Origin of the sequence: Rhodococcus sp. As11 (assembly GCF_048957735.1) — a bacterium.
GTDB classification, from domain to species: Bacteria; Actinomycetota; Actinomycetes; order Mycobacteriales; family Mycobacteriaceae; genus Rhodococcus; species Rhodococcus gordoniae.
On record NZ_JARDJE010000003.1, the window covers coordinates 158,885 to 181,223 of the forward strand.

The 22,339-nt window shown below is 66.4% G+C and carries 21 protein-coding genes; 8 read left to right on the forward strand and 13 right to left on the reverse strand.

All coding sequences use genetic code 11. From position 1 onward, the window contains the following. Positions 1-70: 70 nt before the first annotated feature. Positions 71-577 (reverse strand): Lrp/AsnC family transcriptional regulator, encoded by a 507-nt coding sequence (locus PV766_RS05170; protein WP_016933667.1) that lies wholly within the window; start codon positions 575-577, stop codon positions 71-73. A gap of 220 nt (positions 578-797) precedes the next feature. Between PV766_RS05170 and PV766_RS05175 the strand changes: the two genes are divergently transcribed. Next, the gene (locus PV766_RS05175) at positions 798-2,333 is read left to right on the forward strand and encodes an amino acid permease (RefSeq protein WP_129975795.1); all 1,536 of its coding nucleotides are present in this window, start codon (positions 798-800) and stop codon (positions 2,331-2,333) included. A 491-nt stretch (positions 2,334-2,824) separates the two neighbouring features. Here PV766_RS05175 and PV766_RS05180 read toward each other — a convergent pair whose 3' ends face one another. Further along, positions 2,825-3,214 (reverse strand): hypothetical protein, encoded by a 390-nt coding sequence (locus PV766_RS05180; protein ID WP_129975797.1) that lies wholly within the window; start codon positions 3,212-3,214, stop codon positions 2,825-2,827. Between the two features lie 161 nt (positions 3,215-3,375). Further along, positions 3,376-4,050, reverse strand: coding sequence for a PaaI family thioesterase (locus PV766_RS05185; protein WP_129975799.1), 675 nt, complete (start codon positions 4,048-4,050; stop codon positions 3,376-3,378). Between the two features lie 421 nt (positions 4,051-4,471). Here PV766_RS05185 and PV766_RS05190 point away from each other — a divergent pair, with 421 nt between their 5' ends. Then, positions 4,472-6,418, forward strand: coding sequence for an APC family permease (locus tag PV766_RS05190; RefSeq protein ID WP_129975801.1), 1,947 nt, complete (start codon positions 4,472-4,474; stop codon positions 6,416-6,418). 64 nt (positions 6,419-6,482) lie between these two features. On the opposite strand, the gene PV766_RS05195 is transcribed toward PV766_RS05190, so the two are convergent. Both PV766_RS05195 and PV766_RS05200 read right to left on the reverse strand, forming a co-directional pair. Next, positions 6,483-7,244, reverse strand: coding sequence for a DUF899 family protein (locus PV766_RS05195; RefSeq protein ID WP_129975803.1), 762 nt, complete (start codon positions 7,242-7,244; stop codon positions 6,483-6,485). 26 nt (positions 7,245-7,270) lie between these two features. Further along, complete coding sequence (locus PV766_RS05200) at positions 7,271-8,143, reverse strand: alpha/beta fold hydrolase (protein ID WP_129975804.1); 873 nt, start codon at positions 8,141-8,143, stop codon at positions 7,271-7,273. 409 nt (positions 8,144-8,552) lie between these two features. Between PV766_RS05200 and PV766_RS05205 the strand changes: the two genes are divergently transcribed. Further along, entirely contained in the window at positions 8,553-8,831 is a 279-nt protein-coding gene (locus PV766_RS05205) for a hypothetical protein (RefSeq protein WP_245207811.1), read from the forward strand. A gap of 303 nt (positions 8,832-9,134) precedes the next feature. Here PV766_RS05205 and PV766_RS05210 read toward each other — a convergent pair whose 3' ends face one another. Then, positions 9,135-9,923, reverse strand: coding sequence for an enoyl-CoA hydratase (locus tag PV766_RS05210; RefSeq protein ID WP_421096561.1), 789 nt, complete (start codon positions 9,921-9,923; stop codon positions 9,135-9,137). A 298-nt stretch (positions 9,924-10,221) separates the two neighbouring features. Between PV766_RS05210 and PV766_RS05215 the strand changes: the two genes are divergently transcribed. Both PV766_RS05215 and PV766_RS05220 read left to right on the forward strand, forming a co-directional pair. Continuing rightward, positions 10,222-10,500, forward strand: coding sequence for a hypothetical protein (locus PV766_RS05215; RefSeq protein ID WP_016933467.1), 279 nt, complete (start codon positions 10,222-10,224; stop codon positions 10,498-10,500). 59 nt (positions 10,501-10,559) lie between these two features. Next, positions 10,560-11,696 (forward strand): Rieske 2Fe-2S domain-containing protein, encoded by a 1,137-nt coding sequence (locus PV766_RS05220; RefSeq protein WP_064063564.1) that lies wholly within the window; start codon positions 10,560-10,562, stop codon positions 11,694-11,696. A 36-nt stretch (positions 11,697-11,732) separates the two neighbouring features. Here the strand turns inward: PV766_RS05220 and PV766_RS05225 are convergent, their stop codons facing one another. Continuing rightward, positions 11,733-12,320 carry a TetR/AcrR family transcriptional regulator gene (locus tag PV766_RS05225; RefSeq protein ID WP_064063565.1) on the reverse strand — a complete coding sequence of 196 codons (588 nt, stop codon included), beginning with the start codon at positions 12,318-12,320 and terminating at the stop codon, positions 11,733-11,735. A gap of 108 nt (positions 12,321-12,428) precedes the next feature. Between PV766_RS05225 and PV766_RS05230 the strand changes: the two genes are divergently transcribed. Next, the gene (locus PV766_RS05230) at positions 12,429-13,217 is read left to right on the forward strand and encodes an SDR family NAD(P)-dependent oxidoreductase (protein WP_129975808.1); all 789 of its coding nucleotides are present in this window, start codon (positions 12,429-12,431) and stop codon (positions 13,215-13,217) included. Here the strand turns inward: PV766_RS05230 and PV766_RS05235 are convergent. From PV766_RS05235 to PV766_RS05250, 4 genes are all read right to left on the reverse strand, one after another. Continuing rightward, positions 13,199-13,966 carry an IclR family transcriptional regulator gene (locus PV766_RS05235; RefSeq protein WP_255161669.1) on the reverse strand — a complete coding sequence of 256 codons (768 nt, stop codon included), beginning with the start codon at positions 13,964-13,966 and terminating at the stop codon, positions 13,199-13,201. The genes PV766_RS05230 and PV766_RS05235 overlap by 19 nt on opposite strands. Positions 13,967-14,058: 92 nt before the next feature. Beyond that, a complete protein-coding gene (locus PV766_RS05240; RefSeq protein ID WP_421096562.1) occupies positions 14,059-14,718 on the reverse strand; it encodes an IclR family transcriptional regulator in 660 nt (219 codons plus the stop codon). Positions 14,719-14,887: 169 nt separating this feature from the next. Next, on the reverse strand, positions 14,888-15,799 hold the full coding sequence (gene bphC / locus PV766_RS05245; RefSeq protein ID WP_421096563.1) for a biphenyl-2,3-diol 1,2-dioxygenase: 912 nt from the start codon (positions 15,797-15,799) through the stop codon (positions 14,888-14,890). A 26-nt stretch (positions 15,800-15,825) separates the two neighbouring features. Further along, positions 15,826-16,998, reverse strand: coding sequence for a hydroxylase (locus PV766_RS05250; RefSeq protein WP_421096564.1), 1,173 nt, complete (start codon positions 16,996-16,998; stop codon positions 15,826-15,828). 247 nt (positions 16,999-17,245) lie between these two features. On the opposite strand from PV766_RS05250, the gene PV766_RS05255 reads away from it, so the two are divergent. Beyond that, the gene (locus PV766_RS05255) at positions 17,246-17,731 is read left to right on the forward strand and encodes a nuclear transport factor 2 family protein (protein ID WP_064063571.1); all 486 of its coding nucleotides are present in this window, start codon (positions 17,246-17,248) and stop codon (positions 17,729-17,731) included. Beyond that, positions 17,728-18,234 (forward strand): nuclear transport factor 2 family protein, encoded by a 507-nt coding sequence (locus tag PV766_RS05260; RefSeq protein WP_129975814.1) that lies wholly within the window; start codon positions 17,728-17,730, stop codon positions 18,232-18,234. Before PV766_RS05255 ends, PV766_RS05260 begins: the two co-directional genes overlap by 4 nt. A gap of 226 nt (positions 18,235-18,460) precedes the next feature. Here the strand turns inward: PV766_RS05260 and PV766_RS05265 are convergent, their stop codons facing one another. Together PV766_RS05265 and PV766_RS05270 are read right to left on the reverse strand one after the other, a co-directional pair. Next, entirely contained in the window at positions 18,461-19,825 is a 1,365-nt protein-coding gene (locus PV766_RS05265; RefSeq protein ID WP_207213474.1) for an MFS transporter, read from the reverse strand. 38 nt (positions 19,826-19,863) lie between these two features. Next, positions 19,864-22,224, reverse strand: coding sequence for a cytochrome P450/oxidoreductase (locus tag PV766_RS05270; protein WP_421096565.1), 2,361 nt, complete (start codon positions 22,222-22,224; stop codon positions 19,864-19,866). Positions 22,225-22,339 lie beyond the last annotated feature (115 nt).

Consider the following 22,339-nt stretch of genomic DNA (forward strand, 5'->3'; position numbering starts at 1 on the left):
AAGGGGAGGCGCCGCGCGGTGCCTCCCCTTCTCGTGTCTTCGGGCCGTGCTGTCGGTGTCGGTCGTGCCGTCAGGGGTTGCCGGGCGAGGACGAGCGGCCGTGTCCGGCGTCGCGGGTGATGTGTTCGACGAGCGGCTGGGTCCGGTACGGGATCGGCGTGGTGAGGGCGAGAGTCGTGGTGGTGTGGGCGACGCCCTCGATGGCGTGGATGCGTTCGAGTACCAGCAGCAGATCTTCCTGGGATTGCGCGGCCATCCGGATCAGGAGGTCCTCCCGGCCCGTCGTCGCATGTACCTCCAGGACCTCCGGAAAGCGCCCCAGCTGGGCGATCACGTGACCCATGCGGGCCTGCACGAGCTCGGCACCGATGAACGCCTGCAGCGGCACGCCCAGCTTCGGCAGGTCGACGACCGGCCGGTATCCGGTGACGGCACCGGACTCCTCGAGTTTCTTGATCCGCGACTGCACGGTGTTGCGGGCGACGCCGAGTTTCGCCGACAGGTCGACGATCCCTGCGCGGGGGTTGCGAGTGAGCTCTCCGAGGAGAGCTGCGTCGAGCCGGTCGAGACTGAACACGATGACACCCTTTCCGTTGTGATGCGCGTCACTGCTCGAGCATAATGCTCAGCCGAGCAGAAAGATATTGACACTTCATCAGCCAGTGCCATGATTGCTGAATCAAATGCTCATGCAAACACGCACTGCTGCAACGTAATGCATCGCGCGACGTGAGCGACATGCCTTCCCTGCCCGGACCGGGCGTGGCGGGCGCCGCAATCACCCCGAGGAGCACACAATGCCCGGAGTCGGCATCTGGCGGACCAAATCCGTCGAACAGTCGATCGCGGATACCGATGAACCCGGTTCGCGGCTACGACGAGAACTCACCGCCAAGGATCTGACCGTGTTCGGCGTCGCCGTCGTGGTCGGCGCCGGAATCTTCACCCTCACCGCCCGCACCGCCGGCAACCTCGCCGGACCCTCCATCTCGCTGGCGTTCGTCCTCGCCGCGATCGCCTGCGGCCTCGCTGCGCTGTGTTACGCCGAGTTCGCGTCCGCCGTACCGGTCGCCGGCAGCGCCTACACCTTCTCCTACGCCACCTTCGGTGAATTCGTCGCCTGGATCATCGGGTGGGATCTGATCCTCGAATTCGCACTGGCCTCCGCGGTCGTCGCCAAGGGATGGTCGATGTACCTCGGGGGCATGTTCGGCGGCGACGCATCGATCGACCTGGGGCCGATCACGGTGGACTGGGGGTCGCTGCTCATCGTCGGCGCCATCACGATCATCCTGGCGATCGGCACCAAGGTGTCGTCGCGGGTCTCCGCCGTCGTCACCGCCATCAAGGTCGCGGTGGTCCTGCTCGTCATCGTCGTCGGCATCTTCTACATCGACAAGTCCAACTACTCGCCGTACGTTCCGCCGGCCGAGGAATCGCAGAGCGCTGCGGCCGGCATGCACCAGTCGCTGTTCTCGGCGCTCACCGGCGCCGGTGGCAGCACCTACGGCTGGTACGGACTCCTCGCCGCGGCGAGCCTGGTATTCTTCGCCTTCATCGGTTTCGACGTCGTCGCCACCACCGCGGAGGAGACGAAGAACCCGCAGAAGGCATTGCCTCGCGGCATCTTCGGCTCGCTGGCGATCGTCACGGTCCTCTACGTCGGCGTCACGCTCGTGCTCACCGGCATGGTGAAGTACACCGATCTGCGTACCGGCAGCGAACTGGTCGGTGACGGCAGTGCCACGCTGGCCACGGCCTTCGAGGCGCACGGCATCACCTGGGCGCAGATGGCCATCAACATCGGCGGTCTCGCCGGCCTCACCACCGTCGTGATGGTGATGATGCTCGGCCAGACCCGCGTGCTGTTCGCGATGTCCCGGGACGGGCTGGTCACCCGCAAGCTCGCCGTCACGAACCACAAGGGTGTGCCCGTGCGCATCACCTTGATGGTCGGTGGTGTCGTGGCCGTCCTCGCCGCGGTGTTCCCGATGGGTGTGCTCGAGGAGATGGTCAACATCGGCACGCTGTTCGCCTTCGTCCTGGTCTGCGTCGGCGTGATGGTGCTCCGTCGCACCCGTCCCGACCTGCCCCGTGGATTCCGGGTGCCGCTCGTGCCGCTGGTCCCGATCCTCGCGGTGCTCGCCTGCGGCTGGCTCATGCTCAACCTCTCGGTCGAGACGTGGATCCGGTTCACCGTCTGGATGGTCCTCGGCGTGGCGGTCTACTTCGCCTACGGCCGGCGCAAGTCGGTGCTCGGGCAGCGGCTGAAGCTCGAAGCGGCCCAGCGGGAAGCCGTGCAGCACGAGACGAAGGAACCGGAACCGGTGTAGATCCGTCGCCCCCGAGCCCGCCCGCGCCGAACAGGTGCGGGCGGGCTCGTGTGTTCGGGAGGTTGCGGATACCGGCCAGGAGGAGAGCGGACGCCGTCCGGTCGCGACACCGAACGGAGGGCGAACCGAAGTGAGATCTATGCACGCCGGTGAGCAGATTGATCTATGCTGTGATCGGCGCCGCAGAGACGAGGGTCACAGGGCTCGCCGGACGTTTCGTTCGAATACAGGACGAATTCCGTGTCCGGCACCGACTGCCCTTGGATCTGCCCTTGTCGTCGGGGAGGCCGACAGGGGAAGGCCCCGCCAGCGATTCGAGGGGAGGAGCCGGCGGGGCCTCGCGCTGTATCTCCTGTGTCGGGGAGGACTTTCGGGAGACACGGCCACCTACGCCGTGGCCGCCTTGGAGCTTAGGTGACGACCTGGGCGGTCGTCCAGAGTCGATACTGAAACGAGACCTGAGAAATTTTCTCGGGCTCGAACCGAGATGTTCATCCTGCTTTGCGGCGGAACGAGTCCGTCTCGGCATCGCCCCTGGCCGGAAAGACGGCGGTGGGCATGGCGCGGGACTCGTCCGGATGCCCGCGGTACGACGACGGTCGCGGCGCGCGCCGACGCCGTCGACGGTTCCGCAACGTCCAGAATCCCCAGGCGGCGATGCACACGCCCACTCCGGAGAGCAGGTCTGCCTCCGTCAATCCGTGGTTCGGCGTCACCGAGTACAGCACGCGACCCTCGAGGGGGCCGTTCATCAGTACCCAGAGTCCGGAGGCGACGAGCGCAGCCGAGCTCGACAGCAGATGCGGGCGCGACAGGCACCAGGTCGACGCGGCGAACAGCGAGCACATCGCGACGAGCGAGTAGAACACCGCGTTCTGCACGGTCGACTCCTCTCGCTCCAGCCGGATATCGATCCACTGTACTGGCGGAGGCGCCGGGGATACCGAGTCGCAGGTGGTGACTCTCGCAACAGGGGTATCAGAGCAACGACAGGAGTTGCGGGGTGACCGTCGTCAGGGCGAGTGGCCGGTCGGGAGACGCCCTACTCCGGGCGCGGTGTCTCCGTGAACGAGTCGCGCTGCTCGACCATCCACACCGGGGCGATGAAGATGCCTTCCGCCTCCACGCAGATTCCCTCGGCGTCGGCGACGTGCCCGACGACGAACGCCTTACGCCCCTCGACGCGGTCGAGTTTCGCCTCCACGTGTACAGCGCCGAGGGGAGTGCGTTTGCGGTAACGGATGGTGAGCGTGCCCGTCATCCCGGGGTGTCCCGAGAGGCGCGCGGCGTCACCGAGGATCTGATCGAGCAGTAGCGCGGAGACTCCGCCGTGGACGTGCCCGGCCGGTCCCTCGTAGATCGGACCGAGGTGGATGTCCGCCCGTACGCGGCCGTCGGCGTCCTCGTGGAGCTCGCCGATCGGCGCGATCGCGTTGCGCAGACCGATTGCGGCGTTGCCCCAATTGCGGAAGCGGCCGGAGTCGTTGAAGCGGGTGCCGTACGGGCCGTCCTCCCGGTCGCGTTCGAGGATCTCGCGGGCGGCAGCGAGGTGTTCACGTGCCCGCGCGACGTCGTCGGCGTCCGCGCGCGTCTGCAGTGCGAGCTGGATCAGCTCACGCACGTCCTCGGTGAGCGGGCCGTAGGTGGCCTTCTGCCGGTCGATTTCCTCGTCGGACAATCCGTCGTCGACGTAGAGCTCGAGCATGGAATCGGTCATCAGGGTCTCCGGGATCGTGAGCGTGGTGAAGGAAAGCAGTCGACCGCGCGCACTGTCGGTGAGTCAAGCTCCGCTGCCGCTGCGCGGGAACTCCGCAGGTTCCGTGGAACGGACCGATCGGTACGAAAGTGGGTGAACCCGTCATGGGTGGGAACAAAATGAGAGAACCCCGTCGGCTAACGAGGGGAGGGGCCGACGGGGTCCGTCCGTGCCGAGTCAAAAGGGGAGGAGACCCGGCACGCTTTGTTGCGAGGAGCAACAACGTCTTTACGTTATCGACGATTGTGTCATCTGCCAACCTGGCCTATGGGTGATCGACGGGGTGAAATTCGCCCGATCCGCACCCCTGGCGAGCGTCGTAATACAAGCGTACCGTTCGCTTCTGCGTGCGCGGGTATGCGCCGGACAGGAGTCGGTGGTCGTGGCCGTAACCATCCGCAAAGGCCGTGACAGCATCACCAAGCGAGTGCTGCTGGGAAGGCCGCTGCGAAGCGACACGCTCGGCCACACGCTGCTGCCGAAACGGATAGCCCTGCCGGTCTTCGCATCCGACGCCCTGTCGTCCGTCGCCTATGCGCCGGAGGAGATCTTCCTCGTGTTGTCGGTGGCGGGCCTGTCCGCCTACGCATTCTCCGGGTGGATCGGTCTCGCGGTCGCCCTCGTCCTCGTCGTGGTGGTCGCGAGCTACCGGCAGAACGTGCATGCCTACCCCTCCGGCGGCGGCGACTACGAGGTGGCGACGAAGAACCTCGGTGCGATGGCAGGCCTGACGGTGGGCAGCGCGCTGATCGTCGACTACGTGCTGACGGTCGCCGTGTCGATCTCGTCGGCCGCCCAGAACATCGGGTCGGCCGTCCCCTTCGTCGAACACCACAAAGTGCTGTTCGCCATCACCGCGATCACACTCCTCACCGCAGTCAATCTGCGCGGACTCCGCGAAGCCGGAACAGCTTTCGCCGTGCCCACCTACGCCTTCATGTTCTGTGTCGGGGTGATGCTCGTCTGGGGTTTCGTGCGTCTCGTCGTGTCCGATGTCCCTCTACGCGCCGAGTCGTCGCACTACGAACTCGCCGCCGAACAATCCCACCTGGCCGGACTGGCCTTCGCCTTCCTCCTCGCCCGCGCGTTCTCGTCGGGATGCGCGGCCCTGACCGGAGTGGAGGCCATCAGCAACGGGGTTCCGGCCTTCCGGAAACCGAAATCACACAACGCCGCCACCACCCTGCTCATGCTGGGCGCCATCGCGATCACGCTGCTGATGGGCATCATCGTCCTCGCCGAGCGACTGGGGGTCGTCGTCGCCGCAGATCCCGCCACGCAGTTGAGCGGAGCACCGGCCGGATATCACCAGAAGACACTGATCGCGCAGGTCGCCGAAACGGTCTTCACCGGTTTCCCGCTCGGCTTCTACCTCGTCACCGCCGTCACCGCATTGATCCTCGTCCTCGCCGCCAATACGGCATTCAACGGGTTCCCGGTTCTCGCGTCGGTGCTCGCGCAGGACAAACACCTGCCGACTCAGCTGCGCACCAGAGGCGATCGGCTCGCGTTCAGCAACGGCATCGTCTTCCTGGCCCTCGGAGCGATCGTGCTGGTATGGATGTTCGACGCCGAGGTCACGCATCTCATCCAGCTCTACATCGTCGGTGTGTTCGTCTCCTTCACGTTGAGCCAGACCGGCATGGTTCGTCACTGGACGCGACTGCTGGCCACCGAGACCGACTCGCGTCACCGCCGGAGGATGCAACGCTCGCGCGTCATCAACGGTGTCGGGCTCGCGATGACGGGGACCGTCCTGATCATCGTGCTCATCACGAAATTCCTCGCCGGCGCGTGGATCGCCATCCTCGCCATGGTGAGCGTGTTCGTGACGATGCGGGCCGTCAACCGCCACTACCGACGCGTGGCGGTCGAACTCGACCCGGCCAACTGGGACGGTCTGTTGCCCAGTCGCACGTATTCGATCGTGCTCGTAGCCAAGCTGCATCACCCCACGCGTCGCGCGCTCGCATACGCCTCGGCCACCCATCCCGACACGCTCGAGGCGATCACCGTCGACGTCGACGAGGAGGACACCCGGAATCTCGTGCGCGAATGGGAGTCCAGCGACATCACGATTCCCTTGAAGGTGCTGGAGTCGCCGTACCGGGAGATCACACGACCGGTGCTCGAGTACGTCAGGCGGGTGCGGGGCAACTCACCACGCGATGTGGTCACCGTCTTCGTCCCCGAATACGTCGTGGGGCACTGGTGGGAGAACCTGCTCCACAACCAGAGCGCGCTGAGGCTCAAGAGTCGCCTGTTGTTCCAGCCCGGCGTGATGGTGACGAGCGTGCCGTGGCGGCTGCATTCTTCGGAAGCGAAGTAACCGAGCGCGACGGGCTGCGCTCACCGAAGTTCACATACCGATCCGGCCGTTCCAGTCGCTGAGGTCAGTGCCAGTCGCCCTGACGCCCGAGGGTCTCGACGGGAGTCGCGCCGGGTCGGGTCCATTGCGGCGCCGGGCGGCTCGTCTCACCCCATGTCGCGTGCCCCTCGGCGTCCGTACGCCAGAACCAGCACGGGTCGTCTCCCTCCGGCCGGCCCTCGGGCTTGTCCTCCCATCTCTCGCCACGCCCGTACGGGGTCATGTCGAGCAGGCCGGCGGAACTGTTGGCCCGTTCGGTGCCGCGACCCGTCGTGGAGTAGGTGAGGAAGGTCCGGTCGCCGTCCCGGAGATAGGAGGTGAGACAACCCATCGCTCCGCCCACGGGTTCGTCGATGTCGCGCACCGAATACCAGGGTTGGGTGTATCCCATGAACTCGACGAACGCGGCCACTTCCTCCCAGGTACCCGTGGTCACGAACGCGAGCGAGACGCCGCGGGCCTCGAGGTACACGGCGTCGCGGACATGCCAGGCCGTGGTGGTGCACCCCTCGCACTGTCCTTGCGGGGGTGCACCGTCGTACCACATGTGTTTGTAGACGACGAGTTCGTTGCGGCCCTGGAAGAGGTCGAGGAAGGGGACCGGGCCGCCAGGTCCTGCCACCTCGACCGTGCCGTCGAACTCCACCATCGGCAGGCGGCGGCGAGCCGCGGCGATGGCGTCGCCTTCCTTCGTGTGGGCCTTCTCCCGGAGCAGGAGCTCGTCGCGTGCGGCCTGCCAGGTGGCGAGGTCGACCACGGGTGGGCGGCCGGATCGCGGTGTGGTCATGATGAGCTCCCGGATGATCGGACGGATTACACGCGGCTCGGTTGCAGCACGTCGCGGAGCACGGCGGCGAACGCTTCCGGGTCGCCGGGCATGCCCTGCTCGGCGCCCATGAAGCCGCCGTGGTCGCCGGGGAACAGCGTCGGGATGGTGCCGAGCCGGTCGGCGAGCGCTGCGGCGGTCCGCCCGCACAGTTGACGGGCCGACTCGCGGCCACCCGCGACGACGATGCGCGTCGACGCGCTCGCGAGAGCGTCGAGATCTGCGCGGTAACCCGTGCACGACATCCAGTTCTGGCTCAGCAGTACGTCGTCGCGGGTCCCGTCGTCCTCGGTGGGCAGCCCGAAGTCGGAAGGGTTCGGCGACGGGCGACCGAGATGGTCGGAGGTCAGCTCGCCCTCATAACTGATCAGGGCGATGAACTTCGCCATGGCCGGGCCGAGGCCGCTGCGCTGGTAGGTGTCGTGGATGTCGTCGCGCACCGCTTCGGCCGAGGCGCGATCGGGCAGCAGTTCGAGGATCGGCGGTTCGTGGGCGACCAGCGTGCGCACCTGCTCGGGATGCCGCGAGACGAGTTCGAGCGCGTTGACAGCCCCGCCGCTGCTGGCGAAGACGTCGACGGGGCCGAGATCGAGTTCGACGAGGATCCGGTGCAGGTCGTCGGCGTGCAGGGCGGGTGTGGACTGCAGCGACGTGTCGGTGCGCGTACCGCGACCCGTGCCGCGCGGGTCGTAGGTGATCACCGTCCGGTCGTCGAAGCAGGAGGCGAGGCCTGTGAAGCCGCTCGCGTCCATCGGGGATCCTGCGAGAAGCAGCGGCGTGGCGCCGCCGGGGACGGGGCGGACGTCGTAGACGAGGGTCGCGCCGGGAAGGTCGATCGTGCGGGTGACGAGTTCGGGCATGTCGGCTCCTTCGAGTTCGGTGACCATACCGACCCGTGCCGACCGGAAAATTCATCGCACACACGACCGCGTCCGCACCCGTATCGGATGCGGACGCGGCGTGCGCTGGCTCAGTGGATGCTGTCCGGTGTTGTGGGCAGTCCGCCGAGGGGGAGCGCAAGAGATCCGAAGTGCATATGTGTTCCTCCTGTCGTTCGGGAATCCGGACTGCGTCCGCACCGGGACGCTGACGGAGGAGTACCCGCCGCTGCGCCGTGAAACCCTGCCGGCGGTCGAGAACTCACTTCGTTACGTTTTCGTGCCCTCGGGAAGGTTCTGCGCGGTGGGGCAGGGTCGGGGTCTGCGACTCGCTCGACCACGGGATGCCGCGCATCGGTCACCTGCGACTGCAGAACATTCCGCTGCCGGAGTGGGCGTTTGCGCGCATGGGTGCCGGGAATCCGTATCCATGGCAAGCATGGAACCGTTTCTCCCGATCAAGCACACCGGCTCGAACGAGATCGACGCGGCCGATCCGGGTCCGGGTGCGCCCGGCAGCGATCCCGGACCTATGCCTTCGGGCGAGCAGGTCGACCCCGAGATGGCGGAACGGGAGAAAGAAGAATTCGAGAAGCGAATGTCCGAGAAGCGCCGCGAGAAACCGGTTTTCCGAGCTCCCGAGGTGCATCCGGATTCATCCGGGCGATGACCGAACCGCGCCCGCACACAGGGGGGAGTGCGGGCGCGGAGTCGATCTACGGCTGTCAGAGAATGACGCCCAGGGCAGCGAGCAGGCCGACGAGGGTGAGACCGAGGGATCCGAGCAGCATGAGTACCTCCATTGTTGTTCGTACACTGGCATGTCCACGAGGGACTGTGCGGAAGTGGACGTGTCCGAAGACGTTTCCGTTCACTTCCTTCTCATACGTCGCAACCGTCCCATTTGTTGTTACCCCGCATCAACAGCTGTGATTGTTTTGTGATCTTGAAGTCCGATTCGCCCGAAATATCGTCACTTATGGGCGTTTTGAGCCTTTCCTCGTTCGATCACGGAAGCTCGCCGCTCCGCGACCAGCGACGGGGAGAACTCCTGCATCCACGCCTCCGACGTCTGCTGCTCCACGCGCAGAGCGGGTTCGACGACGTGCTCTTCCGCGCGTCGATACGACGCGAGCAGTGCCCGCACACCGGGCTGATCGTTGCCGGCGACCGTCCGCGCGACCTCCAGTGCCGTATCGAGGAGTTCGTCGTGCGCGACGACCTGCGTCACCAGACCGACGCGTAGTGCCTCGTCGGCACTCACGAAGTTGCCGGACAGGCTCATGCGACGCGCGAAACCCGGACCCACGGCTGCGGGCAGGCGCTGGGTGAGTCCCCAGCCCGGCAGGACACCGACGCGCGCGTGGGTGTCGGCGAACCGGGCGCGCTCGGACGCGATGAGGAAGTCGCACGCGAGCGCCATCTCGAGGCCGCCGGTGATGGCAGCGCCGTTCACCGCGCCGATGATCGGCTTGGAGATCGGCGTCCACGGGTGACCGACCGGGAGGCCGGCGCCCGAGACCAGCGAGAGGTTGCCGCCGCTCTCTCCGAGTTCCTGCAGGTCGAGTCCGGCGCAGAAGGCCGGATCGGTGCCGGTGAGGATCACGACGTTCGTATCGTCGTCCGTATCCGCTGCGGCGACCTCGGAGCGCAATGCGTCGATGAGCGCCGAGCTCAGCGCGTTCCGCGCCTGCGGCCGGTTGAAGGTGAGGATGCGGACGGCGTCGCGCTGCTCGACGAGCAGGATCTCTTCGGAAGTCATGGCCCGACAGTATCCGCAACCTCGGTGGATCCGACCCCGCTCGTTCACCGAGTGCACCGTGGATGCGCACCGCTGAGCGGATGCGCCGGAACGTGATCCGCATTCCACGTCCGACCCCGGGCCGACGCGCCGAAACGAGGTTCGCCCCTGCAACACGCGGGGCGAGCCCCGTTTCACCGCGCGAAAGGTGACCGGGAGATCGGTGGAACGCCGATTGTCCCGCTGGGCTGAAAAGCTGTGTCGCCGGACACAGTGCGGTTCCTAGTCTCGGCTCATCCGAGGAAGGGAACCGGCAACAATGCAGTCGCTCGCCTGTCACACCTGTGACGCTCGCGTGCTCGTCGCGAAGTACAGCCCCGCTCATACCAGCATCCAGTGGTCCGACGAGGCCCGGCAGTCGTGCCGTGAGATCGCGGCCGCCTCCGCGGTCGGTCCCGGTGCCTACGTGATGCGGTGCGAGGCACTCGACCGCACGGTGGACGAGGCCGTGTCCGACGGTGTGATCCGGACCGGCCATCGGGTCGACCCCGCCATCGCTCCTCTCGCTTCCACGGAGGCGGCCACCCCGGCCCGGTGACCGCCGTTCGTCTTCACCCCTCTTCAGCCCCTTCACTTCTCGTCAGCGCAGGAGAAACCATGACCGTCCCCCAGGAGCGGATCGAGATCCGCAACATCGATCCCGGTACCAATCCCACCCGCTTCGCGCGCGGATGGCATTGCATCGGCCTCGCCAAGAATTTCCGTGACGGAAAGCCGCACCAGGTCAAGGTGTTCGGTACCGACCTGGTGGTCTTCGCCGACACGGCAGGAAAGCTGCACGTGCTCGACGCCTTCTGCCGGCACATGGGTGGCAATCTCGCGCGCGGGGAGATCAAGGGCGACACCATCGCGTGCCCGTTCCACGACTGGCGCTGGAACGGCCAGGGCCGTTGCGAAGCGGTTCCGTACGCGCGCCGCACGCCGAAGCTGGGCCGCACCAAGGCGTGGACGACGATGGAGCGCAACGGCGTTCTCTTCGTCTGGCACTGCCCGCAGGGTAGTGAGCCCACTCCCGAACTCGCGATCCCCGAGATCGAGGGCTACGAGGACGGGCAGTGGAGCGAGTGGACGTGGACGACCATCCACGTCGAGGGCTCGCACTGCCGCGAGATCGTCGACAACGTCGTCGACATGGCGCACTTCTTCTACGTGCACTACCAGATGCCCGAGTACTTCAAGAATGTCTTCGACGGGCACATCGCCGGCCAGCACATGCGCTCCTACGGCCGTGACGACATCAAGACCGGCGTGCAGATGGATCTGCCGGAGGCGCAGACCATCTCGGATGCCTTCTACTACGGCCCGTCCTTCATGCTCGATACGATCTACACGGTCGCCGAGGGCACGACCATCGAGTCGAAGCTGATCAACTGCCATTACCCGGTGACGAACAATTCGTTCGTGCTGCAGTTCGGCACCATCGTCAAGAAGATCGAGGGCATGTCCGAGGAGCAGGCCGCCGAGATGGCGACGATGTTCACCGACGGTCTCGAAGAGCAGTTCGCCCAGGACATCGAGATCTGGAAGCACAAGTCCCGCATCGAGAATCCGCTCCTCACCGAGGAGGACGGCCCGGTCTACCAGCTGCGTCGCTGGTACAACCAGTTCTACGTCGACCTCGAGGACGTCACGCCGGACATGACGCAGCGTTTCGAATTCGAGGTGGACACCTCTCGTGCGCTCGAGTCGTGGCAGCAGGAGGTCGAGGAGAATCTCGCCGGTTCTGCGGAGTGATCCGATGATCCGTCCCGTCGCCTGCGGCGGGACGGATCAGGCCTCTCGGCGGCGGAATCCGTCGACGGCCAGCGACACGATGGCGCGGGCGAGATCGGCCAGGGTGCGGTTCGGTCCCGGCCGGTACCAGCGGGAGGCATGCCAGACCGCGTCGTAGAGAAGTTCCCGGAACGTCTCGGGGTCGATGTCGGTGCGGAAGAGGCCGTCTTCGGTGCCTTCCCGGATGGTGTCGCGCCAGGCGACCTGCATGGCGTCCGCGGAGGCGACCATGTCGGCTTCGACGACGCGTTCGCGCATGTATTCGCCTTCGCGCCGCCAGATGGATGTCGCCCCGTGGTAGTCCTCGGAGGTCTCCAGCGCTATCCGGGTGAGCGCTTCGAGCCGCTCGACGGGCGGCAGGTTGCGCCTGAGTACCTCGCGGCATCGTTCGTTGAGGTCGGTGATGTACTCGCGGATGAGCTCGGTGACGATCGCTTCCTTGGACGGGAAGTAGTGGTAGAGCGCTCCGGAGTAGACGCCGACCGCATCGGCGATCTCGCGGATGGTCGTAGCGGTGACGCCCTTGCGAGCGAAGATCTCCGCGGATCTGTCGAGTATCTGTCTCCTGCGCTCCTGCGGATCCACCGTCGTCCTCTCGTAAAGCCTGGTCGAGGCCTGTTCCGGGCAACATTGTGCCATATCCATTGATCAATCGATCAATGGAGTCCCGTCCCGATCTCTTCAGGAGTATGCATGGCCGTATCCCGTATGGACCCGATCGTTCCCACGCTGCCCCTCGCGGGTGGCACCGCCCTCGTGACCGGAGCCGGTCAGGGCATCGGGCGGGGTATCGCCCTTGCGCTCGCCGCTGCCGGTGCCTCGGTGGCCGCGGTGGGCCGCACCGCGGAGACCATCGGTGCCACCGCGATCGAGATCGAAGCCCGAGGCGGTCGCGCGGTGCCGTACGTGTGCGACGTGACCGACCCGGTAGCAGTGGATGCGACCGTAGCGGACGTGGTGGCGGAGTTCGACGGACTCACGATCCTGGTCAACAACGCGCAATCACCGGCTCCGGGAACGTTGCTCGAACTCGACGAAGCCGTGTACCGCGACGGTATGGAGTCCGGCCCGGCCGCCACCTGGCGGATGATGCGGGCGTGTCACCCGCATCTGCGTGGCGGTGGCTCGATCGTCAATCTCGGATCGGCGGCAGGTATCCGGTGGAACCCCTCGGGGACGGGCGGATATGCGGCAGCGAAAGAGGCGATCCGAGTGTTCACCCGCACTGCCGCCTGTGAGTGGGCGGCCGACGGCATTCGGGTCAATTCCATTCTTCCGCTGGCCGATTCGATCGCCATGCAGGAGTGGGCCGAACGCGAACCGGAGGAGGCCGCGGCGTACGCTGCTTCGATTCCGCTCGGGCGCCTCGGCGACCCCGAAACCGACATCGGTCCTGCCGTGGTCTTCCTGTGCAGCGAGGCGGCCCGGTACATCACCGGCCATTCGCTGCCGGTGGACGGTGGTCAGGCGCTGGTGCGCTGAGACGCCGGTCCGCTCGCGTGCTGCGATTCGTTCGGGGACAACGCGCGCCACACTGCCCGTGCGGCGAGCCGGACCGGGGTGGCCAGGCCGACGGTGTCCACCGTGTTCACGGGGCCGGTCACGGACAACGCTGCCACGTAGGTCCGGCCGTTGCCGATGGGTGCCGCCACGCACGCGGCCCCCGGCGTGGATTCCTCCCGCTCGTGGGCGATGTGCCGCTCGCGGATACGCGCGATCTCGTTGCGGGGCAACAGGTTTTCGACGGGTGGTACACCTCCTGGCGCCGGTCGGACGACGTCGAATCGGGTATGGGCAAGGAGCGCTTTGCCGAGCGCGGTGCGATGGGCCGGCTGCCGACCGCCGATGCGCGAGGGTAGCGCGAGCGGTCCGCGGCCGACCTTGTCGACGTAGCGCACGTCGCCGCCGTCGAGTACCGCGAGGTGGACGACGAGACCGGTCGCCGAATGCAGTTCGTGCAGGACGGGATTGGCCGCACGATGCAGGCGGTCGTGCTTCCGTGCCAGCGCGCCCCACTCGAGGGGCGTGCGCCCGAGGGCGTAGGCCTTGCCGCGCTTGCTCACCCAGCCGTATTCGGCGAGCTGGGAGAGCAAGCGGTGAGCGGACGAACGCGGCAGGCCCGTGCGTGTCGACAACTCGGACAGTGTGAGGTGGTCGCCGGTGTGGAACTCGTCCAGGAGCCCGGCTATGCGGGCGATGACGGCATCGGGAAAATCGTCGGTGCGTGTCACGAAATCCTCCTTCAACAGGGCGGACAGTGCCGGCTCACTCATTGATCAACCGATCAATCAATCGATGGGTGCGACTGTAACAGGAGGAGGGCTTACGTGGCCAGTGTCACTTCGAGACGATCGGTCGCGCGGCGGAGCCTGCGGGCCGCGTCCTCGGGGATCGCCTCGGTGGGGCCGGCCAGCGACAGTGCGGCGATCTCCCCGTCTCCGGCCGCGAACGTCGCCACCATGTGGCGGAAGCAGGTGCCGCCGTGCACAATCCCGTCGGCGAGTGAGCATCCGCTCCCGGCCTGGGGGTGCGTTCCGTCGCGGCGGGCCAGCAGCGCCAACCCCGCGACGGTTTCCTCGGCGGGTCGCCGTTGGCCGGCCCACGAACTGTCCGCCACCCGGATTCCGCTCACCTTCTCCAGGTAGACGACCTGATCGCCGTCGAGAACCGTCAGGTGGACGACCAGTCCGGTCTCGTGGTGCAGGTCGTACATGGCAGGCAATGCGGCGCTGTGGATGCGATCGTGGGCCTGCGCGAGAGCACCGAGTTCGACGATCTTCGGGCCCAGACGGTAGGTGGTGCCGGTGCGTCGCATCCATCCGACCCGCACGAGCTGGAGAAGCATGCGATGTGCCGACGAGCGGGGAAAGCCCGTGCGTCGGCACAGTTCGGTGAGGGTCAGTCCGTCGGCGTCGCGGAACGGTTCGAGCAGCAGGCCGACGCGGGCCATGACGGACGAGGGGTTGTCGAGAACTTCGGACATGGTCTTCTCCGAGGCGTGATTCGGCGTTGATTGATCGATCGATCAATGAATGCCTACGACTGTAGCGGTGCACGGCGCTCCAGGGAAGAACGAATTCCAGGATGAAACGAAAAATGCACCGCGACCAGCGTCGCGGTGCATTTCTCGAACGGGGTGGAACGGTCCGATGTCAGGCGGTCGGCGGCAGGAACGCCTTCAGCGGCTCGGAACCCGACTGATCGTGGCCCCAGTACGCATCCGCAGTGATCTCCTCGGACGTGTAGAAGCGCTCGTCGACGAGCATGCCCTCGGTGCCGAACTCGAGATCCCAACCGCCGGGTGCCCGGACGTAGAACGAGACCATCTTGTCGTTGGTGTGCCGGCCGAGCGTCGACGAGATCGAGAAGTCCAGCCGGTTCACGCGATCGAGCGCCTGGCCGACCGCGTCGAGCGTGTCGACCTCGGTCATCAGGTGCACCAGGCCGGGCTCCTCGTTCGGCGGAGCCGGGCACAGAGCGAGACTGTGGTGACGCTCGTTGATGCCGAGGAAGCGCACCCGCACGAGACCGTCCTCGTCGAGACGGATCGATCCGCGCGGCAGGAAACCCAGCACCTGCGTGTAGAACTCGTACGTCTCGGCGAAGTTCGCCGTGGGCAGCACCACGTGGCCGAGGCCCAGGCCGCCGGTCACCCAGCGCCCGCCGAACGGCGTCACGATCGGGCTGTGGTCGAGCACCGGACCGAAGAACACCTCGAGCCGGGTTCCGGCCGGATCCTCGAACGCGATCGCGGCCTCGGCGTCGATGTAGGTCGCTTCCTTGTGCGAGAGCACCTCGACGGTGCGCCCCGACTTCTCGACGGCCTCCCGCACCCGCTGGAGCGCGAACTCGTCACGCACCTCCCAGCCCACGGCCAGCGCCTTGTCGGACTCGCCGGGCAGCACCTGGATGCGCGAGCGGCGCTCGTCGACGCGGGCATAGAAGCCGTCCGGCTCCGGGCCCGAACCCTCGGCCATACCGAGTCCGTCGAGGAGCAGTGCGCGCCAACGGGGTACATCCTGGGTCTGGATGCGGAGGTACCCGAGACCTCTCAGTTCAGTCATGTCGTGTCCTCGAAAGTGAAGGGGGATCAGATCATTGCGCGGTAGGGACCCTGCGGGTCGCCACCGAGCTGCGTGAGGGCCGCGGAGTGGTAGATCATTCCGGGCACGTGGATGGCGTGGGTCAGGCCGACATGCGCGTCGCGCCAGAAACGCTGCATCGGCGTCTTCAGGTGCACCGCCGCACCGCCGGCGCGCGCGAAGATCTCGTCCATCGCCCGCACGGAGCGCCACGCGGCCGAGATCTGGGTGCGACGCCCGATGGCGCGCTCCTCGAAGCTGATCTCCTCACCGCGGTCGGTCTTGTCCCAGAACCGGTCGACGGTCTCGAGCAGCGCGAGCCGCGACGCGGAGATCTCGGAGGCGGCCTCGCTGATCGCGAACAGGACGTACGGGTCCTCCTTGATCGGGACGCCGGTGACCTGCACGCGCTCCTTCTGCGCGGCGACGTAGCAGGCCAGCGCACCCTCGGTCATGCCGATCAGCGACGAGGTGATGCCCAGCGGGAAGATGTACGAGAACGGGAACTTGTACAGCGTCTCGTCGCGACCCGCATGCCGCCAGCCGTTGCCGCTCAGGACGATGTCGGCGTCGAGCGTGCGGTATTCGGGGAGGAAGGCGTCCTTGACGATCAGGTCCTTCGAGCCCGTGCCGCGTAGGCCGATGACGTTCCAGCTGTCCGCGTCGATGTCGTAGTCGGAGCGGGGGAGCAGCACGTGCAGGACCTTGTCGGTGCGGTTGCCGTCCTTGTCGCCCACGGCAGCACCGATCATGACCCAGCCGCAGTGGTCGGTGCCCGACGAGAACGACCAGCGGCCGTTGAGGATGTACCCGCCGTCGACGGGCACCGCGACCCCCATGGGGGCGTACGGCGACGCCATCCACATGTCGTTGTCCTCGCCCCAGACCTCTTCCTGGGCCTTGGGGTCGAAGAAGGTGAGCTCCCACGGGTGTACGCCGACGATGCCCGACACCCAGCCGGTCGCACCGTCGAGTGCGCCGACGGCCATGACGGTCTCGGCGAATTCGCGAGGATGAACTTCCATGCCGCCGAACTGCTTCGGCTGCAACATGCGGACGATGCCGGAATCGCGCAGGTGCTTCGCGGAGATGTCCGACAGTCGCATCTGCTCGTCGCCGACGACGCCTTCGGCGCGGATCTCCTCCGCGTGCTGCATGATCCTGTCCAATACCTGACCCATGACGGTGACTCTTCCTGGGAATCGGCTGCTGACGAGCCGGGACTGCGTGGGAGGGGTGCCCCGCGGAACGGAGCGATCTGCGCTGTGCAGGTGTGACATTCCGAACGGTCCCAGCCGCACTATGAGCGCGCACCGGTTTTTCCGTTGAGCGGGACGTTCCGGGCGGTCTCGATGGGAGACCCGGTAGACAGGCGCGAGACGGCAGCGTGCTGCCGTCGCAGCTGACCGTCGCTCCGGAAGGATCCTCATGACCGACACTGCAGACCTGGTGGCTTCGCTCGTCGAGCGCGTGCAGCTCCTCGAGGACAAGGCCGCCATCCACGAGGTACTCACCGCCTACGGCCCGGCCGTGGACGCCGGCGACGCCGACGCCGTGGGGGAGTTGTGGGCGGAGGATGCGGTCTACGACGTCGACGTCCGGGTGATGGAGGGTCGCGACGCCATCACCGAGATGGTCCGCACCCGGCCTCATCAGGACTACATCAACGAAGGATGCGGTCACCTGCTCGACCCGGTCCACATCCGCGTCGACGGCGACACCGCCGTCGCGACCTGCCATTCGCTGTTGTTGCGACGTAACGTCGATGCCGATTCGTTCCGCGTGTGGCGGGTGACGGCCAACCGCTTCGAGCTCGCGCGCATCGACGGACGCTGGAAGATCAAGCTTCGCATCGCCCGCGTGCTCAATGGCAGTGCCGAGGCGCGCGAGCTTCTCGCGAGGGCTTCCCGGTGATCGAACTGTCTGCTGCCGAACAACTTCTGGCAATTCACGAGATCCAGCAGCTCTTCTCGGCTCGCCTGCGGGTGATGGACACCAAGCAATGGGATCTGTACCCGACCCTGCACACCGAGGACGTGGTGAGCGAAACGTGGGGTGGACTGCCCAGCGACAAGCAGCCCCGCACCGGTGAGGAAGCCGGTCGCGTGGTGGGTCGCGAGGCACTGACCCGTGCCATCAGCAACCTCCTCGACGGTCCGGTGTCGGTCACCTCGGCCCATCACGGCCACTGCCCGGAGATCGTCCTCGAATCCGACACCACCGCCCGCGGTATCTGGGCGATGGAGGATCAGCTGTGGTGGGACAACGACGGCGTCGAGGAATCGCTGCACGGGTGGGGCCACTACCACGAGGAATACCGCAAGGTCGACGGCGTCTGGCTGATCTCCTACCGCAAGCTCACCCGCCTGCGCGAGGTGCACACCCCCGGTTTCTTCAGCTTCCTGAAGCGACTCTGAACGACGCCGGACGGACGCGATCTCGGGGACCGCTCCTGGGCTGATGCCCGGTTCGACATCGTGCTCGCCTCCGCGGGCGTCCGACCCCCCATACTGACGCGCTGAAACGGGGTTCGCCCCTGCAACACGCCGGGCGAGCCCCGCTTCACCGCGCGAAGTTGTTGCGCAACAGCCGAACCCCACCGGTGCCGGAGACGGCCTCGGTGGGGTTCGAGTCGACGTGTTCTCAGTAGAGGTTCTCGAGCTTGTCGAGATCGACACCCTTGGTCTCGCGACTGGTGGCCACGGCGATCACCGTGATCGACATGGTGATCACCAGGTAGACGATGACTGCGGTGGCACTGAAGCGGTCGACCAGCCACACCGCGATGAACGGGGCAGGAGCCCCGGCGATGATCGACGAGCCCTGGAACACCAGCGACGAACCGGCGAAGCGGTACTTGGTGGGGAACAACTCGGTGATCCATGCGGCTTCGGGGCCGGCGAGCATGCCGTGCAGCAGTGCGCCCACGCAGACACCGACACCGAGTGCGGTCATGTTCTCGGTGTGCACCAGGGAGAAGAAGATCGGTGCCCAGATGATGAGGGAGACGGCCGGGACGAGCATGGCGATCTTGCGTCCCACCCGGTCGGACCACCATCCGCCACCGATCATTCCGAGGAACTGGCAGACCGACGCGAAGGCGACGGTGGTGACGATCGCGCCGCGGGTGTAGTCGAAATAGGTCGTGGCGTATGCGATGACGAAGATCGTGTAGACGTAGAACGCGATGTTCTCGCCCAGACGCATGCCGAGGCCGTGGAGCAGAGGACGGGGCTTACGCAGGGCTTCGATGATGCTGGACGACTCCTTGGGCGCCGCCTGTTCCCCAGCCGATTCGGCCTTCGCCTGCGCGGCCTGATAGACCGGCGATTCTTCGACACCCCGACGGATCAGGAACCCGATGACGAGAAGAGGGACGGCGAGGAGGAAGGCCACGCGCCAACCCCATTCGTCGAATGCGTCTCCGGGGAAGACGATCGCGAGGATGCCGACCGTGACCGTGGCCAGGACGGTGCCGGCCGGAGCCCCGGACTGGGGCCATGCCGCCCAGAAGCCGCGACGCTTGGGTTCGCCGTATTCGCTGACGAGGATCACCGCAGCGCCGAACTCACCACCGAGAGCGAAGCCCTGGATCATGCGCAGGACCACGAGGGCGACGGTGGCCCAGATACCGATCTGGCCGTAGGTCGGCAGCAAGCCGATCGCAGCGGTGGCACCGCCGAGCATGAGGAACGTCGCCACCAGGATGGGTTTGCGCCCGAACTTGTCACCGAGATGACCGAAGACGATGCCGCCGAGGGGCCGGGCGACGAACCCGAGTCCTTGTGTGGCGAGTGCCATCAGCAAGGACGCTACGGCGTTGCCGCTGGGGAAGAACAGAGGGCCGAGGACGGTCGCGGCAAGGATGCCGTAGATCGCGAAGTCGTACCACTCGAGGACGGCGCCGGCCATGCTGCCGGCCAGAACCCGCTTGAAGGGGGTTCTGGTGGTCGGTGTGCCGGAATCCGGTGGAACCGACGGCGTACCCGACTGCTCGATGGTGGTCATGTCGTGCCTTTCGGATCAGTTTCGGGGGCTGCTGTGTGTCACAGCTGGAGGGTCAGCTTGTCGCCGCATGCGCGGGAGCAGCAGGTCATCATGGTTTTCCCGGCTGCGCGCTCGGTCTTGGTGAGGACCAGGTCGCGATGGTCGACCTCGCCGTCGAGGACAGGTACCTCGCACGCACCGCAGATGCCTTCCTCGCAATCGCTCTGCGCGTCGATGTTGGCGGCTCGAAGTGCCTGGAGCACTGTCTGATCGGCGGCGACCGGGACGGTGATGCCGGAATCCTTCAGCACTACGTCGAAGCCGTGTTCCTTGGACGGGTCGAGTTCTTCGAGCGTGGAGGAGAAGTGCTCGACGTGCAGGGTGTCGTCGGGCCAATGGGCGGTGGCCTCGCTCAGTGCGGAGAGCAGACGTTCGGGACCGCACGAGTACACCTGTGTGCCGTCTTCCGGGTCGGCGAAGAGCGAAGGAAGATCCATTCGGACGCCTTCGTCGCCGGGATAGACCCGGACACTCTCGCCGTGGTCGCGGGCGAGCCGGTCGAGGAACGCCATCGAGGTACGCGAGCGTCCGGCGTAGTGGATCTCGTAGTCGCCGCCGGCGGCCTTGACCTGGTCGGCCATCGCGATCACCGGGGTGATGCCGATGCCGCCGGCGACGAAGACGTACCGCTTCGCGTCGGGGTCGAGTTTGAAGTGGTTGCGGGGACCGCGTACACGCAGCGTGGCGCCGACGGCAAGTTCCGTGTGGATCCAGCGCGACCCGCCCCGACTCTCCCGGTCGTGGAGGACGGCCACCTGGAAAGTGGTGCGGTCGTGTGGATCACCGCACAGTGAGTACTGCCGCGACACTGCACCGCAGTCGACGTCGATGTGCGATCCCGCCGACCACTTCGGGAGCGGCCGCCCGGAGGTGTCGCGCAGGGTGATCAGCAGGATGTCGTCGGCGATGCTCTCCAGCCCGGACACCGCCATCGTGCGTGCGATCGTGTTCTTCGACGGTTCGCCGATCTTCACCGGCTGTCGCCGGGACAGCAGTTCCGGGTCGGCTCGTTCGGGGTTGCGCGCCGGATCCCAACGAACCCACACGTGATCGGGTCCGCGGAAGGAGGTGTTGGGCAGGTAGGTGAATTCCTGATCGGGTACCAGCTCCATGTGGGGCAGGCGCCGGGTCAGCTCTTCGAGGAAGATCTGGATCTCCATGCGTGCGAGGTTCTTTCCCATGCACTGATGGCTGCCGTAACCGAAGGTGAGATGGTCGCTGGCGTTGTCGCGCCGGATGTCGAAGTCGTCGGCCTGATCGAAGTGACGTTCGTCGTGATTGGCGGACGAGTTGACGATCAGCAACTTCGCCCCGGCCGGAACCTCGACCCCGTTGATCGTGGTGTCGGCAGTGACGAGGCGGCGCCACGCGGCGACCGATCCGGAGTGACGCAGGCATTCCTCGACTGCGTTGGGGATCAGGCTCGGGTCGGCGCAGATCTCCTCCCATACGTCGCGGTGCTCGAGCAGTAGCCGTAAGGCATTCGCGGAGGCGTTGGCCGTCGTCTCGTGCGCGGCGACGATGCCGGCCATCATCATCGAGTGCAGGTAGGAGTCGGTGACGACATCCGGTTGTTCCTGCTGAACACGGATGCCGAAAGGCATCCAGCCGTGCCCGTCGGGATCCTTGCGCATCTTGTCGAGGACGGTGCCGGCGAACTGCCAGAACTTGCCGACCGCGTCGGCGACGGCGACCTGTTGCTCGGGAGCAGGTCGTCCCCACGTGTTGACGGTGTGCGCGATCGAGTACTCGCGCAGGGTGTCCATGTCTTCCTCGGGCACGCCGAGGAAGTGCAGGGCGACGGTGAGCGGGACCTCCCACAGCATCTCGTCGACGAGGTCGACGTGGCCGGTATCGATGAAACGATCGACGTATTCGCGGGTCAAGCGGCGCACCATCGGTTCGTGGTGGGCGAGCGCGGCGGGGGTGAAGGGTTCCATCAGCGCGCGGCGTCGCGGCATGTGCGCCGGTTCGTCCTCGTTGACGAGGGTGCGGTTCATGGCATAGCCGTACCGGGCCAGAACAGCGTTCGCTTCGTCGGAGGTCGGGGTGATCTTCTCGAGGGCGATGGAGGGGGAGAACAGTTCGTTGTCGCGGAAGACGGCTTTGACGTCTTCGTAGCGCGTGACGACCCAGTAGTCGAGTTCGGGACTGTAGAAGACCGGCTCTTCGTCTCGGGACCATCGCAGAGATGCGGCCGGATCCACCTGGTACGGCCCGGTGAAGGGATCGAACGCTGCGGCGCGCGGGGAGACAGGGCAGCCGGTCGGGGAGGTGAAGGCGGTGTGGTCGATGGGGCAACGGCTCTCGGGGCCGGTTCGAGGGGTTTCGAGGACGGTGCCGGTCGACTGACTCGTCATGATGCTCTCCAAGCTACGAACTGCTGATTTACTAATAACGAACACATGTGTTCGTTGAACGCACATGGAGACAGTAACCGTGGTCACATCCGACGTCAACGTCGGGTCCGATCTC